At 71.3% G+C, this 15,612-nt stretch carries 15 protein-coding genes and 2 pseudogenes; 7 read left to right on the top strand and 10 right to left on the bottom strand.

The features are described from left to right. Positions 1-139 precede the first annotated feature (139 nt). The 4 genes from O7619_RS11690 to O7619_RS11675 are packed head-to-tail and all read left to right on the top strand — an operon-like array spanning position 140 to position 3,534. Positions 140-895 (top strand): amino acid ABC transporter ATP-binding protein, encoded by a 756-nt coding sequence (locus O7619_RS11690; RefSeq protein ID WP_282287586.1) that lies wholly within the window; start codon positions 140-142, stop codon positions 893-895. A 53-nt stretch (positions 896-948) separates the two neighbouring features. Continuing rightward, entirely contained in the window at positions 949-1,827 is an 879-nt protein-coding gene (locus tag O7619_RS11685) for a glutamate ABC transporter substrate-binding protein (RefSeq protein WP_282287585.1), read from the top strand. 37 nt (positions 1,828-1,864) lie between these two features. After that, on the top strand, positions 1,865-2,572 hold the full coding sequence (locus O7619_RS11680) for an amino acid ABC transporter permease (RefSeq protein ID WP_282287584.1): 708 nt from the start codon (positions 1,865-1,867) through the stop codon (positions 2,570-2,572). Beyond that, positions 2,569-3,534, top strand: coding sequence for an amino acid ABC transporter permease (locus tag O7619_RS11675; RefSeq protein ID WP_282287583.1), 966 nt, complete (start codon positions 2,569-2,571; stop codon positions 3,532-3,534). The genes O7619_RS11680 and O7619_RS11675 overlap by 4 nt, the downstream gene beginning before the upstream one ends. Before the next feature lie 56 nt (positions 3,535-3,590). Here O7619_RS11675 and rny read toward each other — a convergent pair whose 3' ends face one another. From rny to O7619_RS11630, 9 genes and pseudogenes are all read right to left on the bottom strand, one after another. Continuing rightward, positions 3,591-5,357 carry a ribonuclease Y gene (rny, locus tag O7619_RS11670; RefSeq protein ID WP_282287581.1) on the bottom strand — a complete coding sequence of 589 codons (1,767 nt, stop codon included), beginning with the start codon at positions 5,355-5,357 and terminating at the stop codon, positions 3,591-3,593. Between the two features lie 982 nt (positions 5,358-6,339). Next, complete coding sequence (locus tag O7619_RS11665) at positions 6,340-7,257, bottom strand: 3-keto-5-aminohexanoate cleavage protein (RefSeq protein ID WP_282287579.1); 918 nt, start codon at positions 7,255-7,257, stop codon at positions 6,340-6,342. Positions 7,258-7,295: 38 nt separating this feature from the next. Then, a complete protein-coding gene (locus O7619_RS11660) occupies positions 7,296-7,988 on the bottom strand; it encodes a regulatory protein RecX (RefSeq protein WP_282287577.1) in 693 nt (230 codons plus the stop codon). An 11-nt stretch (positions 7,989-7,999) separates the two neighbouring features. Beyond that, entirely contained in the window at positions 8,000-8,503 is a 504-nt protein-coding gene (locus O7619_RS11655) for a hypothetical protein (RefSeq protein WP_282288787.1), read from the bottom strand. Positions 8,504-8,674: 171 nt separating this feature from the next. After that, a pseudogene (locus O7619_RS11650) lies at positions 8,675-9,523 on the bottom strand (recombinase RecA); the annotation flags it as partial. A gap of 3 nt (positions 9,524-9,526) precedes the next feature. Then, positions 9,527-10,141 (bottom strand): annotated as a pseudogene (gene recA, locus O7619_RS11645) (recombinase RecA); the annotation flags it as partial. A 185-nt stretch (positions 10,142-10,326) separates the two neighbouring features. Next, positions 10,327-10,527, bottom strand: a complete 201-nt coding sequence (locus O7619_RS11640) for a DUF3046 domain-containing protein (RefSeq protein WP_018785963.1) — start codon at positions 10,525-10,527, stop codon at positions 10,327-10,329. 4 nt (positions 10,528-10,531) lie between these two features. Next, a complete protein-coding gene (locus O7619_RS11635) occupies positions 10,532-11,830 on the bottom strand; it encodes an MFS transporter (protein ID WP_282287576.1) in 1,299 nt (432 codons plus the stop codon). Positions 11,831-11,898: 68 nt separating this feature from the next. Then, a complete protein-coding gene (locus O7619_RS11630) occupies positions 11,899-13,041 on the bottom strand; it encodes an acyl-CoA dehydrogenase family protein (RefSeq protein WP_282287575.1) in 1,143 nt (380 codons plus the stop codon). A gap of 134 nt (positions 13,042-13,175) precedes the next feature. On the opposite strand from O7619_RS11630, the gene O7619_RS11625 reads away from it, so the two are divergent. Beyond that, the gene (locus O7619_RS11625; protein ID WP_282287574.1) at positions 13,176-13,829 is read left to right on the top strand and encodes a 4a-hydroxytetrahydrobiopterin dehydratase; all 654 of its coding nucleotides are present in this window, start codon (positions 13,176-13,178) and stop codon (positions 13,827-13,829) included. Between the two features lies 1 nt (position 13,830). On the opposite strand, the gene O7619_RS11620 is transcribed toward O7619_RS11625, so the two are convergent. Then, on the bottom strand, positions 13,831-14,085 hold the full coding sequence (locus O7619_RS11620; protein WP_282287573.1) for a hypothetical protein: 255 nt from the start codon (positions 14,083-14,085) through the stop codon (positions 13,831-13,833). 356 nt (positions 14,086-14,441) lie between these two features. Between O7619_RS11620 and O7619_RS11615 the strand changes: the two genes are divergently transcribed. Both O7619_RS11615 and O7619_RS11610 read left to right on the top strand, forming a co-directional pair. After that, the gene (locus O7619_RS11615) at positions 14,442-15,215 is read left to right on the top strand and encodes a DUF5753 domain-containing protein (protein ID WP_282287572.1); all 774 of its coding nucleotides are present in this window, start codon (positions 14,442-14,444) and stop codon (positions 15,213-15,215) included. Beyond that, the gene (locus O7619_RS11610; protein WP_282287571.1) at positions 15,206-15,403 is read left to right on the top strand and encodes a DUF397 domain-containing protein; all 198 of its coding nucleotides are present in this window, start codon (positions 15,206-15,208) and stop codon (positions 15,401-15,403) included. The genes O7619_RS11615 and O7619_RS11610 overlap by 10 nt, the downstream gene beginning before the upstream one ends. Positions 15,404-15,612 lie beyond the last annotated feature (209 nt).

Genomic DNA, 15,612 nt, shown 5'->3' with positions numbered 1-15,612 from the left:
CGCACCGGCACACCGTCGACCGGTGTTACCGCTCCGTGACCATCTCGGTTGCGTTCCGCCACGTCACCCCGCCTACAGTTGCCCAACCGGGGGTCGACCGACCCCCTTTGCGGCACGGACGACAGGGACGACAGGGACGGTGGACGACGTGACGACGGGCGACCCGCTGATCGTGCTCGACGGGGTCAACAAGTGGTTCGGGCCGCTGCACGTGCTCGACGACGTGTCCCTCTCCGTCGGCCGGGGCGAGGTGGTCGTGGTGATCGGCCCGTCCGGCTCCGGTAAGTCGACGCTGTGCCGCACGATCAACCGGCTGGAGCCGATCGACAACGGCACCATCACGTTCGACGGGCAGCCGCTGCCCGCCGAGGGCAAGCCCCTGGCCAGGCTGCGCAGCGAGGTCGGCATGGTGTTCCAGTCGTTCAACCTCTTCGCGCACAAGAGCATCCTGGAGAACGTGACGCTCGGGCCGATCAAGGTACGCAAGGAGAAGCCGGCCGCCGCCCGCGAGCGCGGCCTCGCCCTGCTCGACCGGGTCGGCATCGCCAACCAGGCGGACAAGTACCCGGCGCAGCTCTCCGGCGGCCAGCAGCAGCGGGCGGCGATCGCCCGCGCGCTGGCCATGCAGCCCAAGGCGATGCTCTTCGACGAGCCGACGAGCGCGCTCGACCCGGAGATGGTTGGCGAGGTGCTCGACGTGATGACCTCGCTGGCCGGCGACGGCATGACCATGGTGGTGGTCACCCACGAGATGGGCTTCGCCCGGCACGCGGCCAACCGGGTCGTGTTCATGGCCGATGGGCAGCTCGTCGAGGACGCCCCGCCCGCGGAGTTCTTCGAGAACCCGCGCAGCGAGCGGGCCAGGGACTTCCTTTCCAAGATCCTCACGCACTGAGCGTCCCCGTAGTGGAGTCGTCCCGGCGGCTCCGTCGAAGAAGGAGAATGATGATGCGTTACAAGCGCGTGGCGGCAGTCGCCGCGGCGGCAACTCTGGCGCTCGGCCTGGCCGCCTGCGGCGACAAGGACGGCGACGAGGGCACCGGCGCCGGGAGCAAGGACTTCGCGGCCGGCAGCACGATGGAGCGGCTGAACAAGGCCCAGGCGATCAAGGTGGGCACGAAGTTCGACCAGCCGGGCTTCGGCCAGAAGGGCCTGTCGGGCAAGCCGGAGGGCTTCGACGTCGAGATCGCGAAGCTCATCGTCAAGGAACTCGGCATCCCCGAGGACAAGATCGAGTACGTGGAAACCCCGTCGAAGGTCCGCGAGGACGTCATCGTGAACGGCACCGTCGACCTGGTCGCCGCCACCTACACGATCAACGACAAGCGCAAGGAGCGCATCGCGTTCGCCGGGCCGTACTACGAGGCCGGCCAGAACATCATGGTGCGCAAGGACGAGACCGCGATCACCGGTCCGGACTCGTTCAAGGACGGCACCAAGAAGGTCTGCTCGGTCACCGGCTCCACCCCGGCCGAGGAGATCAAGAAGTACGTCAAGGACGTCGGCTCCCAGCTTGTCCTCTTCGACACCTACGACAAGTGTCGCGACGCCCTCAAGGGCAAGCAGGTCGACGCCGTCACCACCGACAACGTGATCCTGCTCGGCTACATCGCCAAGGACGAGGAGTCCTTCAAGATGGCCGGCGACAACTTCACCAAGGAGCCGTACGGCATCGGTGTCAAGAAGGAGGACACCGACTTCCGTGACTTCATCAACGACGTCCTGGAGAAGTCCTTCGAAGACGGTAGCTGGAAGAAGGCGTGGGACGAGACCGCCGGCAAGTTCGGCGCCACGCTGGGCGACCCGCCGACCATCAACCGCTACTGATTCGACCTGATCCGGAGGGTGGGGAGGACACCGACCCGTGAATGTGCTCATCGACAAGTTCGACGTCTTCGCGGGCGGGTTCTGGCTCACCCTCCAGATCTGCGTACTCGCCGCGATCGGCGCCCTGATCCTGGGCGCCGTCGTGGCGGTGCTGCGCATCTCGCCGGTGCCGCCGCTGCGCGCCGTCGGCACCACCTACGTGAACATCTTCCGGAACATGCCCCTGACCGTGGTGCTGTTCTTCGCCGCGTTCGGCCTGCCGGCGCTGGGGTCGAACGCGGAGTTCCTGCGGATCCCGGGCCTGGAGGTGATCTTCAGCCGGCTCGGCACCGACCTGCCCTACTTCCGCTTCGGGCTGATCGCCCTGGTCCTCTACACGGCCGCGTTCGTCTGCGAGGCGCTGCGCTCCGGGGTGAACGCGGTGCCGGCCGGCCAGGCCGAGGCGGCCCGGTCGCTGGGCCTCACCTTCGGCCAGAACCTGCGCCACGTGGTGCTGCCGCAGTCGTGGAAGGCGTCCGTGGTCCCGCTCGGCTCGGTCATCATCGCGATGATCAAGAACTCCGCGCTTGTCGGCTTCTTCGGCGTCGTGGGTGACCTCTCCCAGACCGCCGACCAGCTCACCTCCGCCGGCGGCTACGCCTTCATCCCGGTGGCGATCGGCATCTCCGTCGGCTACCTGATCATGACAGTGCCGCTCGGCGCCCTGCTGGACCGGATCGAGAAGCGACAGGCGGTGGCACGATGAGCCGGCAGACAAGCGTCCTCTACGACGTTCCCGGCCCGCGCCAGCGCCGGATCACGCTGATCAGCAGCCTGGTCGCCGTCGTGGTGCTGCTGGCCGGGGCGTACCTGTTGATCTACCGGCCGCTGGCGGACAAGGGTCAGCTCTCGATGGAGCTGTGGGGCCCGCTCATCGACCCGTCGAACGAGAACTTCTCCCAGGTCTGGGACCGGCTCGGGACCGGTCTCAAGAACACGCTGATCGCCGCCGCGCTGGCCATCGTCGCGTCGCTCGTCGCCGGCACCCTGATCGCCGTGCTGCGGATCCAGCTCAAGAGCCTGACCCGGCGGCGCTTCACCGGCCTGGCCACGCCGCTGTCCTACCTCCTACGCGGGCTGAGCTGGACGCTGTCCGTGATCACCCGGATCTGCGTCGAGGTGTTCCGCGGCCTGCCGGTCGTCATCACCATCTTCTTCGTGGCGCGCGGCTTCCCCGAGTTCGGGATCTCGTTCGACAACCTCTGGTACCTCGTCATCGGCCTGACCGTCTACAACGCGGTCGTCATCGCCGAGATCCTGCGCTCCGGCATGGAAGGGCTGCCCGGGGGCCAGGCGGAGGCCGCCGCCGCGATCGGGCTCTCCCCGTTCCAGACCACCGGGATGATCCTGCTCCCGCAGGCCTTCCGGATCATGCTGCCGGCGCTGATCAGCCAGCTCGTGGTGGTGCTCAAGGACACCTCGCTCGGCTTCATCATCAGCTACGAGGAAACGCTCAACATCGGCAAGCAGATCATCGGCGTGCTCGGCAACCCGATCCAGGTCTACGTGGTGATCGCCGTGCTGTTCATCGCGATCAACTACTCGCTGTCGAAGCTGGCCCAGTACGCCGAGCGCCACCTCTCCCGGGGCCGCCGGACCACCGGCCCGGCGCCCACCCCGCCGGCCGCGCTGGCCTCCCAGTCCGAAAGCACCGGCCAAGCCCTCTGACCTCGACGTGACGGGCCGGCCGGAACGCATCCGGCCGGCCCTTTCGCGTACGTCCGTCAGCGGGCGATCTCGGTGACCCGGGACTCGCGCACCACCGTCACCCGGATCTGCCCCGGATAGGTCAGCTCCTCCTCGATCTGCTTCGCCACGTCCCGGGCCAGCACCGCCGCGCCGATGTCGTCCACGTCGTCCGGCTTGACCATCACCCGGATCTCCCGGCCCGCCTGCATGGCGAAGACCTTCTCCACGCCGAGCTTGCCAGCCGCGATCTCCTCGATCCGCTCCAGCCGCTTGACGTACGCCTCCAGGCTCTCCCGCCGCGCCCCCGGCCGCCCGCCCGAGCAGGCGTCCGACGCCTGGGTGAGGACCGCCTCGATGGTCTGCGGCGGCACCTCGTTGTGGTGCGCCTCGATGGCGTGCACCACGTCCTCGGCCTCGCCGTACTTGCGGGCCACGTCGGCGCCGATGATCGCGTGGCTGCCCTCCACCTCGTGGGTGAGCGCCTTGCCGATGTCGTGCAGGAACGCGCAACGCTTGATGGTCGGCACGTCAAGGCGCAACTCGGCCGCCATGGTGCCGGCGATGTGCGCGGTCTCGACCAGGTGCTTGAGCACGTTCTGCCCGTACGACGTCCGGTAGCGCAACCGGCCCAGCAGGGTGACCAGCTCCGGGTGGATCTCGGTGATGCCCACCTCGACCAGCGCGTCCTCCGCGGCCCGGTGGCACAACTCCTCCACCTCGTGCCGGGCCAGGTCGTAGACCTCCTCGATCCGGTGCGGGTGGATCCGGCCGTCCAGCACCAACTTCTCCAGCGTGAGCCGGCCGACCTCCCGCCGGACCGGGTCGAAGCAGGAGAGCAGCACCGCCTCGGGCGTGTCGTCGATGATCAGGTTGACGCCGGTGACCGACTCGAAGGCGCGGATGTTGCGCCCCTCCCGGCCGATGATCCGGCCCTTCATCTCGTCGCCGGGCAGGTGCAGCACGCTGACCACGCTCTCCGCGGTCTGCTCGCTGGCGACCCGCTGGATGGCGTCCACCACGATGTGCCGGGCCCGCTGCTCGGCGGTGCCCCGCGCCTCGGACTCAATCTCCCGGACCAGCAGCGCGGCCTCCCGCTTCGCCTGCCCCTCGATCGACTCGACCAGCTCGGCGCGAGCCGTGTCGGCGGTCAGCCCGGCCACCCGTTCCAGCTCGCGGCGACGCTGCTCCTCCACCTCGGTCAACGCCCGCTCGCGTTCGCCAAGCGCGGCCTCCCGGGCGGCGAGCGCGGCCGTGGCGGCGGTGAGCTGCCGCTCCCGCTCGGCCAGCCGCTCCACCTCCTCGGTGTGCAGCCGCTCCCGCTCGTCCATCCGGGCCGCCCGCCGCTCCACCTCGGCGGCCTGCTCCCGGGTGGTGGCGGCGAGCACCGCCACCTCCCTTTCGCCGCTGCGCCGCGCGGTGGTGCGCAGTTGGTCGGCGTCCGCCTCGGCCTGCTTGTGCGCCCGTTCCAGCACGGTGTCGGCCTCGGCGCGGGCGTCGTCGAGCACCCGCCGCGCCTCCGCCCGGGCGGCCTTCGCCTCGGCCTTCGCGGCAGCCGCTTCCGCGCGGGCGGCGGACGCGGCCGACTTCGCCACGTCGATGGTGCTGTTCGCCTCGTCGGCGGCGTTGCGGAGCGCGGCCAGGGACTGCTCCTGCCGGTCCTTCTCCGCGATGAAGGCCGGATCCTCCGGCGCGGGGGCCAGGCTGAGCCGCTTGAGCGTACGCACGCCGAACAGCACCGCGCCGACCACCACCGCGACAAGCAGCAGGACCACCACGAGGAGAACCACGTCGAAGGCGCTCATCGCACGATCCCGTACCGGTGCGCCACCCCGTCGAACCGCGCCGCCGCGCCGGCCCCGGTCGTCCCGTCGAACCGCTTCGCCGTGCCGGCCGACGCCGTCCCGCCGAACCGCGCCGCCGCGCCGGCCCCGGTCGCCCTGTCGAACCGCTTCGCCGCGCCGGCCGACGCAGCCCCTCCGGCCCGCGTCGCCCCGTCGAATTGCCCGGCCGTGCCGGCCAACGCCGCCCCCGCGGTCCGCGCTGCCGTGCCGGTTCGGTTCGCACCGGGTGTCCGCCGTGACATGGCGGGCCGGGGCGCCGCGTGGAGCGGCCGTGGCCGCCCCTTCGGTCGAGAATCGCCGGCCGGCCGGGATCGGGCACCCGGCGAGGACCGGCCGGGACCGTGTGGCAGACCGCCGGTGAACCTGTGCCGCCGTGCCATGGCCGCCTCCCCTGAACGTCGACCGCAGGACACGCGCGAAGACGCGCCTGCGGCTCTGGACGCCCGACCCGAGCGGCTGGCTCTGGGCAGCTTTCCGTCGGCGGTGCCCCTCGTTGGGCACCGCCAGCGGCCGGTTGCAGTTGTCGGAGGCTCCGGACGGATCCGGAGCTGCCGTCAAAGGCCGGTGAAGCTGGCCAAAGTGATGCTGTCTTGTTACGCGTTCTATGTTGTGCGCTTAGCCTGCGCTGGTCGGGCAAAGTGAGCCTGTATGGCGAGGCTAGGTCGCGAGGGGCGGTTCGGTCAAGGAGTCATGATCAAACCACCCGGACGGAGAGAAGTTGAGCCGTCACGGACTGCTGAGAATATGCCGGACAGCGTCGGACAAACCTCGCCGCCCGTCACCTTCCTGTGACCTTTTCCGCCTGCTCAGGACCCATGCCCCGGCACTCGGCCCGAGCCAGCCACCCGAGCCGCCCCCCCAGCCGCTGAAGATCCACTCCACCTCGCCGAAATGGCGGCATCCCACCGCCATCGACCCCGCCACTTCGCCGAAACGGAGTGGATCACGCAGCCTGGGACAGGGAACGGGCGGCCGTCACCAGGGCAAGGTTGTCCGCTGCGGTGCTGCCGTCGGGCAGCAGCAGCGTGTCCTCCAGGCCGATCCGGGTGTGCAGGCCCCGGCGGACCGCCTCGGCGAACACCGGCCAGGTGGCCGGGCCTTCGCCGTGCAGCAGCACCGGCGGGCACCCGTCCGGCAGCCCGACGCCGATCGCGGGCACGTCGGCGAGCCCGGCCGGGACCGCGGTCGCGTCAGCGAGCCTCGCCGGGACCGCGGGCATGTCGGCTAGCCGGGCCGGGGTCGCGGCCGGGTCGGCGAGCGCGGCCGGGGTCGCGGGCATGTCGGCGAGCCTCGCCGGGACCGCGGTCGTGTCGGCGAGGCGGGCCGGGGTCGCGGCCGGGTTGGCGAGCGCGGCGAGGATCGCGGTCGCGTCGGCGAGCGCCGCCTCCACCGGTTCGGCCATGCACTCGACGAGCACCCGCCCGGTCGGTGTCGACCAGCGGCGCCAGGCGTCCACCGCCGCCTCCGTCCACAGGCCGGCCTCGACCATGACGCCACGCTCGTGCAGGGCCGCGGCGACCTCGGCCGCCCCGGGCTCGTGGGCGTTGACGGAGGCGAAGTCGGGCAGCACCGTCCAGGCGCGGACGGCGGCGACCCGCTCGGCCGGGTCCGGCACGATCCAGGCGCCGGTGCTGACCCCGACCGGCAGGCCGGGCCGGGCCGCCCGGACGGCGGTGAGCGCCGCGGCGATCACCGTCGGGTCGAGCGACTCGACGCCACTGTCGTCACGGGGATGGACGTGCACCGCCGCGACACCGGCGTCCGCGCACCGCACGGCGTCGGCCGCCAACTCGGCCGGGGTGAGCGGCACCGCGGGATGCTCGTCCCGCCGTCGGCCACCGTTGAGGCACGCCTTCAGCATCCGGTGTACACCTCCTCGACGTCGGCGGGCCGGGACGGTCAGTCGTGCCGGCGGGCGTCGAGGTCGTTCTCGGCGTCGGCCATCGCGTCGGCGTCGATGTGCTCGGCGAACTCGGCCGCCTCGGCGCTCTGCGCGGCGAGGGCGTCCTTCACCGCGCGGATCGCCACGCCGGCCGGGTAGCCCTTACGCGCCAGCATGCCGACCAGGCGCCGGAACACCGCGTCGGGCTCGCCCCGGGCGGTGCGCAGCTTCCGCTCCACCAGGGCCCGGGCCGTCTCCTCCTCGGTCTCCTGGTCGAGCCCGTCCAGGGCGGCGCCGGCCACCTCGCCGTCGACGCCCTTCTGGCGCAGCTCGTTGGCAAGCGCCCGGCGGGCCAGCCCACGGCCGGTGTGCCGGCTGCTCACCCAGGCCCGCGCGAAGGCGGCGTCGTCGACGATGCCGACCTCGTCGTAGCGGTCGAGAACCTGCTCGGCCACCTCTTCGGAGATGCCTCGCCGGGCCAGCGCGCCGGCCAACTCGGCCCGGGTGCGTGGCCGGGTCGCGAGCTGCCGCAGACAGATCTCCCGGGCCACCTCGGCCTCGTCGCGCGGCGGAGCCGGAGCCTCCCCTGGTTCGGGCTCCGCCGCGCGACCACGGCGCCCACGGCGGGGCTGGGGCGTGCCGGTGGCGTCACCCGGACGGGGTGGGCTGGCATCCCAGCCCCGCCCCGTACGGGCGCGTCGTCCTGCCACGGATCAGCGGATCAGAAGTCGACCGGCGGCAGCTCCGGGCCGCCGGTGGCGTCGCCCGTACCGCCGGTGCCGACGCCGAGCTTCTCCAGGATCTTCTTCTCGATCTCGGCCGCCACGTCCGGGTTCTCGCGGAGGAACTCGCGGGCCTTCTCCTTGCCCTGGCCGAGCTGGTCGCCGTCGTAGGTGTACCAGGCGCCGGACTTGCGGATGATCGCCTGCTCCACGCCCACGTCGATCAGGGAGCCCTCGCGGGAGATGCCCTTGCCGTACATGATGTCGAACTCGGCCTGCTTGAACGGCGCGGCGACCTTGTTCTTCACGACCTTGACCCGGGTGCGGTTGCCGACCACGTCGGTGCCGTCCTTGAGGCTCTCGATGCGGCGCACGTCGAGCCGGACCGAGGCGTAGAACTTCAGCGCCCGACCACCGGTGGTGGTCTCCGGGCTGTTGTGCACCATGACGCCGTCGACGAAGTAGTTGTGGTTGCCCTCCACCTCGATGTCGAACCGGTTCATCGACCGGGTACGGGGCTTGACCCGTACGTCGATGACCCGCGCCGGCACCGGGGTGAGCTCCTCCGGCACGAACTGCGGCTCCACCACGCACTGCCCGCGGAACCGGGGCAGGAGCTTCGACTCCATGGCGACCGGAACGTAGGGCGCGATCAGCTCTTGGAACGTCGCCGACGCGTCGGTGGTGAAGATGATCGACACGGTCTGTCGGGCGCCTCGCGCAACCAGCTTCACGTCCAGGCCGTACGCGTCGCGCAGGTGGTCGACCAGACGGGCCCTGGTCCCCTCCGCCATCGCCTCGACGCAGATCTCGATCCGACCCGAACCACCTGCCGTCCGCTCCTGCAGACCCTTGGAGCGCAGCGTGAAACAGCCGTCGTCCATGAACCACACGGCGAGCGCCAGCGGGGTCAACGCCTTGAGGTAGTCCCAGCTCAAGTGCTTCTTACCGTCACCGAGATAGACCGCGCGACGCAGCTCGTCCAGCTCGGGCAGCGGCGTGAAGTCGACGAAGCTCGCGCCGCGGGCGTCGGTGCGGCGGGAATGGCCGATGTTGCCCAGCAGGGAGACCTTCCAGTCGAGGTAGGCGACCTGCTGGACGCCGTGCCCCAGCCGGAAGCGGACACCGGAGCGGTCCCGCTGGTTCGGCGACAGTGCCCCGTCGCCCATCAGCGAACCGAGCACGACCTGCCACTGCTGCTCGCTGAGACGACGCGACTCGGCGAGCATCACCCGGTCGCCGGCGATCAACTCGCCCGCCTCCCGCCAGCCGCCGGGCGTCCGGATCAGGTGATTGGCGGTCGCGGCGAACTGGGACCGCCCGTTGCCGCCGGACCTGGCGACGGTGAACTGGAGGAACTGCTCCGCCGGCCCGTTGTTGAACCAGTTGGTGATCCGCTTGGGCTCCACCCGGTCGGTGTCCGGGTTGTAGGAGAGAACCTCGACATCCATCCGCTGGTTGACGATCTTGCCGATCTTCTCCTGCGTGCCGTCGGCCAGGGTGACCCTGGTCGAGTACGACATGCAGCCGAACATGACACCGATCTTCTCGCGGAGCTGGTTGATGAAGATCGCGGTGGTGCCGGTGTTGTTGAGGATGCCGGTGATCTTCCGCAGCGCCTGGCTCATCAGCCGGGCCTGGAGGCCGACGTGGCTGTCGCCCATCTCGCCCTCGATCTCGGCGCGTGGCACCAGGGCGGCGACCGAGTCGATCACGATGATGTCGATCGCGCCGGAGCGCACCAGCATGTCGGTGATCTCCAGCGCCTGCTCGCCGGTGTCCGGCTGGGAGACCAGCAGGGCGTCGGTGTCGACACCGAGGGCCTTCGCGTATTCCGGGTCGAGCGCGTGCTCGGCGTCGATGAACGCGGCGATGCCGCCGGCCCGCTGGGCGTTGGCCACCGCGTGCAGGGCGACCGTGGTCTTACCGCTGGACTCCGGACCGTAGATCTCGACGACCCGGCCCCGGGGCAGACCGCCCACGCCGAGGGCCACGTCGAGCGCGATGGAGCCGGTCGGCGTGACCGCCGTCTGGATGACCGGCCGCTCCCCCAGCCGCATCACCGAACCCTTGCCGAATTGCTTGTCGATCTGAGCGAGAGCAAGGTCGAGTGCCTTCTCCCGGTCAGGACCTGCCGCCATCGTTGCCACCCCTGCCTTCGCCGGCGTCTTTCCTGAGCTTCGCGTCACGCGGGACACGCTAGGCGCTGGGTCCGACAGAAAACCAGCCGACGGGCCGCGAGCTGTGGACGAGCACCCCGCTGTGGACAATAGCCGAACAGGTGTACGACTGGGCAAGCGACACGCGGAACCGGCGAAAAGGCTGCTCAGCGTAGTCGCGCGGGCACCCGGTCGGGATATGCGGCCACCACCGCGCGCCACACCACGTGTGTCTCCTCACCGGCGGCCAGGGCCTGCTCGACGGTCCGCCCGCCGAGTTGGGACAACACCTGGTCGCTGGCGATGCTGGCCGCGTAGCCCGGCCCGAACGCCTCCTCCAGCCGCGTCCAGAAGTCGGTCAGCCGCACGTGTTCAGTCCTCCTCTTGATGTCCGCCCGGACTCCGCAACGCCAGCGCCACCAACGGCACCACCGCGATGGCCGCCAGCAGGGTCAGCGTCGGGTACCCCACGGCCCGCAGGACGAACCCGCTCACCGCCGCCGCACCCGCCCCGGCCAGCCCCATGAGCAGGTCGGACAGGCCCTGCACGCCGGGCCGGTCGGCGGTGGGCACCGACTCCGACAGCAGCGTCGAGCCCGCCACCATCGTGCCCGACCAGCCCAGCCCGAGCAGCGCCAGCCCCACCGAGAGCGGCGCGGTGTGGTGGCCGGCGGTGCCGGCGACCGCGCACGCGGCCAGCAGCAACGCCACGCCGCCGAGGATCACCGGCCGCCGGCCCAGCCGGTCGGTCAGCCAGCCCACCACCGGCGACAGCGCGTACATGCCGGCGATGTGCAGGCTGAGCACGATGCCGACCACCCGCAGCACGTCCGCGTCGGAGTGCCACTCGCCGAGGTGCACCGGGGTCATCGACATCACCGCGACCATCACCAGGTGCCCCACCGCGACCGCCGCGATGCCGAGGCGGGCGGCCGGCAGTCCGCGTACCGTCCGCCACGCGGCGACCATGCCACCGCGGCGGGTGACCGCCGGTGCGGGGCCGGCGGGACGTGCGTCCTCGGCCGCCGCCAGCCGGCGCGCGGTGAGCAGCGGGTCCGGCCGGAGCAGGATCAGGAGTACGACGGCGGCCAGCACGAACGCGACGGCGCTGAAGGCGAACGGGCCGGCCAGCACCGGCAGGCCCCACCCCCGGGTGGTGTCGTCGGCGAGCGCGGCGAAGTTCGGCGCGGCCACCGAGCCGATGGTGGTGGCCCAGACCACGAGCGACAACTGCCGGCCGCGGCGCTCCGGCGCGGCCAGGTCGACCGCCGTGTAGCGGGCCTGGAGGTTCGCCGCCGTGCCGCCGCCGAACAGCAGCATGCCGACGAAGAGCAACGGCACCACGCGGGTCGCGGTGGCCACCACCACGAGCGCCCCGCCGGCCGCGCCGACCAGATAGGCCGCGACCAGGCCCGGTCGCCGCCCGCGGGCCGCCATCAGCCGGGTCACCGGTACGGCGAGCAGCGCGGCCCCGACCACGCCGGCGCTCTGTGCCAGCCCGGCCAGGGCGGTGCCGGCGACCCGGGCCGCGAGCAGCGCGCCGACCGAGATGCCGATGGCCACGCCGACGCCGCCGATGATCTGGGTACAGACGAGCAGCCGGAGGGTACGCCGCTGGATGCCGGCGACGTCGGGCCGGGGCGGTGCCGGCGCGGTCAGGTCGGTGGTCATGGCGCTCCTGGGGTACGGCGGGGGCCTCATCGTCCCCTACCGGGCCGGGCGACGAGCACCCGGTTTCGCTACAGGCCGAGGCCGCGGCCGATGATCTCCTTCATGATCTCGGTGGTGCCGCCGTAGATGGTCTGCACCCGGCTGTCCAACCAAGCCTTCGCCACCGGGTGCTCCAGCATGAAGCCGTAGCCGCCGTGCACCTGCACGCACCGGTCGGCGACCCGGGTCTGCAACTCGGTGGTCCACCACTTGGCCTTCGCCGCGTCGGTCACCGAGAGCCGGCCCGCGTCGTGCTCGGCCACGCAGTGGTTGACGAACGTCCGGGCGATGGTGACCTCGGTGTCCAGCTCGGCCAGGAGGAACCGGTTGTGCTGGAACGCACCGATCGGCCGGCCGAACGCCTCCCGGGACCGGGCGTACCCGACGGTCAGCGCGAGCAGCTTCTCGCAGGCCGCCACCGCGCCGACGGCGATGCTCAGCCGCTCCCGGGGCAGGTTGGCCATCAGGTGGTAGAAGCCCTGGTTCTCGACGCCGATCAGGTTTTCCGCCGGCACCCGGCAGTCGTCGAAGAACAGCTCGGCGGTGTCGTTGGCCTTCAGGCCGACCTTGGCCAGCCGGCGGCCCCGGTCGAAGCCCGGGGTGCCGCTCTCCACCACGACCAGGCTCACGCCGTGCGCGCCCCGGTCCGGGTCGGTCTTGACCACGACCACCACGAGGTCGGCCATCTCCCCGTTGGTGATGAACGTCTTCTGGCCGTTCAGCACGAGCGAGTCGCCGTCGCGGACCGCGGTGGTGCGGATGCCGGCCAGGTCGCTGCCCGCGCCCGGCTCGCTCATCGCGATCGCGGTGACCAGGTCACCGGAGCAGAAGCCGGGCAGCCAGCGCTTGCGCTGGTCGTCGGTGGTCAGCTCGGTCAGGTACGGCGCCACCACGTCGTTGTGCAGGCCGAAGCCCAGCCCGGTGCAGCCGGACGCGACGATCTCCTCGTCGAGCACCGCGTTGAACCGGAAGTCGCGCTGCCCGCCACCGCCGTACGCCGGGTCGACGTCCGGGCCGAGCAGGCCGGCCGCGCCCGCCTTGCGCCACACCTCGCGGTCGACGATGCCGTCGGCCTCCCACCGCTCGTGGTGCGGCACCGCCTCCCGGGCCAGGAACCGGCGGCACAGGTCCCGGAACTCCTCGTGCACGGGCTGGTAGAGATGCTGCTCCATGGCGGCCAGTCTGGCACCGCTCACCCGCCCCGAACAGGGGCCGCATGAGCGAACGCACCGAGCGAAGCGAGGGCCGTGAGCGCATGCCGGTGTGGATGGTGGTCGGCCGGCCCGAGGCACGTCAGGATGGTCGGATGGGCACGTTGACCGGAGCACAGATCGCCGACGCCGGGCTGGCCGGGTGGGCGTACCTGCTCGGGGCGCTGCACACCCGCATCCGTACCCCCGATTTCGCGGCCGGCCTGGCGCTGGTGGCCGCGGTCGGCGCGGAGGCCGAGCGGGTCGACCATCATCCCGACTTGGACCTGCGCTACACGTTCGTGGACGTGCGGCTGTGGTCGCACGACGTCGGCGGGGTCACCGGCCGGGACCTGCGGCTGGCCCGGACCATCTCGGCGCTCGCCGCCGACGCCGGGCTGACGCTCACCTCCGCCGGCCTGACCCGGCTGGAACTCGGGCTGGACAGCCCGGAGCACGCCGCCGTGGCGCCGTTCTGGCGGGCGGTCCTGGCGTGGGCGCGGCCGGACGACGGCGCCGCCGACGACGAGGTGCGCGATCCGGCCGGCGCGCTGCCGACGATCTGGTTCCAGGCATCGGGCCGCGACGAGCCCCGGCAGCGCTGGCACCCGGACGTGTGGGTCGACCCGGCCGAGGTCGCGCCGCGCATCGAGGCGGCGCTCGCGGCGGGCGGCACGCTTGTCAGCGATGCCGAGGCGCCGAACTTCTGGGTGCTCGCTGACCCGGACGGCAACCGGGTCTGTCTCTGCACGTGGCAGGGCCGCGGCTGACTCAGCGGGCGGGCAGCCGCACCCGGCCGTCGCCGACCGCCCGGCGCTCCACCCGCAACCCCTTCGACTGTACGAAGATGCGCCGCCGCCTGACCGCCTCGCCCTTCGCGTCCACCTCGTAGCCGTCGACCCACCGCCAGCCGTCGAAGGTGGCCGCGTCGGTGACGTCCCTGATCACCCGGAACCGGATCGGCTTCGTGAACTGGACGCTCGCCGCCCTGGTGACAAGCAGGAGGTCACCGCCGTTCAGCACCATCGGTCCCCGTCCGGTCCCGCCAGGCGCGCAGCGTCTCGCACGCTCGTGTGAGTCGTTCGCAACCGCCGTCCGCCTCGCACCGCGAGCAGGGCAGCCGGTGATGGAAGTCGAGCACGTAGCCGGCCATGATCACGGCAAACGGCGGCGTCGCGTGGGCGCCGGCCCGATCCGGGTACGCCGTGGCCGGCTGCACCATGTCGACCGGCTCGTCTTCTCGTGGGAACCATTTCCACCTGGGCATCCCCGGCCTCCGCATCGTCGCCGCTTTCCCACACGATGCCGAACGGTGACAGGACCCTCACACTGCGTTGATGTATGTTCGTGAGACGTCGGGGACGTCCACTGGGGAGGGCACCGTGAACCACGGACTCATAGCGGCCATGACCGAAGCGGGTGAGACCGCGGAGAGCCTCGCAGCTCAGACCGGTGTCGACCCCAAGACGGCACAGCGTTGGGTCAGCCGTGGGCGCATCCCTCGCCCCCTAGCCCGCTCCCGGGTGGCCGCCATCCTCGGCAAGGACGTCAAGGACCTGTGGCCGGACGTACTCAAGAGACGTGAGCCGTCATGGTTCCGCCCCTGGGCCGACATCGAGCGGGAAGCCCTGGAGCTTCGATGGTTCGAGCTGGTCTGGGTGCCGGGATTGTTGCAGACCGAGGCGTACGCCAGAGCGACACTCGCGATGGAGTCGCTGACCCCTGGCGAAATTGAGCAGTTGGTCTCAGCTCGGATCGAGCGGCAATCGGTCCTTCACAGGTCCCGACCGCCTCTGCTCATCGCCGTCATGGACGAGGCAGCCCTTCGCCGTCCAGCCAGCATCAAAAAGGACGACACCCTGATGCGTGAGCAGTGCGAACACATCCTTGCTTGCGCCGAGTTGCCCTGCGTGCGCGTTCACGTGGTCCCGTCGGCCACGCCGATGTACCCCGGGATGGGAGGGCCGTTCATCCTGGCGGAGATGCCTGACGGCACCCGCACAGCGCACATAGACGCGCAGGTCAGGGCACAGATCATCGAGGATCGAGGGGAAGTCGCTACCCTGGAAGGCCGCTGGGCGCGCATAGTAAGCGAAGCGCTCCCCCGAGCGCAGTCTCTCGACCTCATCAGGGAAGCGGCGGCGTCATGGACCTGAGCAACGCGCACTGGCGTAAGAGCACCAAGAGCGGCAACAACGGCGGCGCGTGCGTGGAGGTCGCGGCAAATCTCCCCGGTGTCGTCGCCGTCCGGGACAGCAAGGACGAGCACGGGCCGGCGCTGGTGTTCGCCCCGGCGACCTTCGCGACGTTCGTCTCCGCGGTCAAGGATCGACGCCTCGCTTGACCTGGCGTCCGTGACCCCGCCGGCGTCATCCACCACACCCGGCAGGCGCCCTCCGACCCGCAGACACCCATAGCGTTCCACTCACGCCCCACCCGGCCCACGAGTGGAACGCCAAGGGTGCCTCAGGCCGCTCCAGACACCCATAGCGTTCCACTCACGCCCCACCCGGCCCACGAGTGGAACGCCAAGGGTGCCTCAGGTCCCTCTAG

The sequence above is a fragment of the Micromonospora sp. WMMD998 genome (assembly GCF_029581235.1).
GTDB lineage: Bacteria > Actinomycetota > Actinomycetes > Mycobacteriales > Micromonosporaceae > Micromonospora.
This window is presented reverse-complemented; position numbering and strand designations above follow the sequence as displayed.

Coding starts and splice junctions, on each gene's coding strand:
- O7619_RS11685 (WP_282287585.1), top strand. CDS start 949: ATGCGTTACAAGCGCGTGGCGGCAGTCGCCGCGGCGGCAACTCTGGCG.
- O7619_RS11675 (WP_282287583.1), top strand. CDS start 2,569: ATGAGCCGGCAGACAAGCGTCCTCTACGACGTTCCCGGCCCGCGCCAG.
- rny (WP_282287581.1), bottom strand. CDS start 5,357: ATGAGCGCCTTCGACGTGGTTCTCCTCGTGGTGGTCCTGCTGCTTGTC.
- O7619_RS11665 (WP_282287579.1), bottom strand. CDS start 7,257: ATGCTGAAGGCGTGCCTCAACGGTGGCCGACGGCGGGACGAGCATCCC.
- O7619_RS11655 (WP_282288787.1), bottom strand. CDS start 8,503: ATGAACCGGTTCGACATCGAGGTGGAGGGCAACCACAACTACTTCGTC.
- O7619_RS11635 (WP_282287576.1), bottom strand. CDS start 11,830: ATGACCACCGACCTGACCGCGCCGGCACCGCCCCGGCCCGACGTCGCC.
- O7619_RS11630 (WP_282287575.1), bottom strand. CDS start 13,041: ATGGAGCAGCATCTCTACCAGCCCGTGCACGAGGAGTTCCGGGACCTG.
- O7619_RS11625 (WP_282287574.1), top strand. CDS start 13,176: ATGGGCACGTTGACCGGAGCACAGATCGCCGACGCCGGGCTGGCCGGG.
- O7619_RS11620 (WP_282287573.1), bottom strand. CDS start 14,085: ATGGTGCTGAACGGCGGTGACCTCCTGCTTGTCACCAGGGCGGCGAGC.
- O7619_RS11610 (WP_282287571.1), top strand. CDS start 15,206: ATGGACCTGAGCAACGCGCACTGGCGTAAGAGCACCAAGAGCGGCAAC.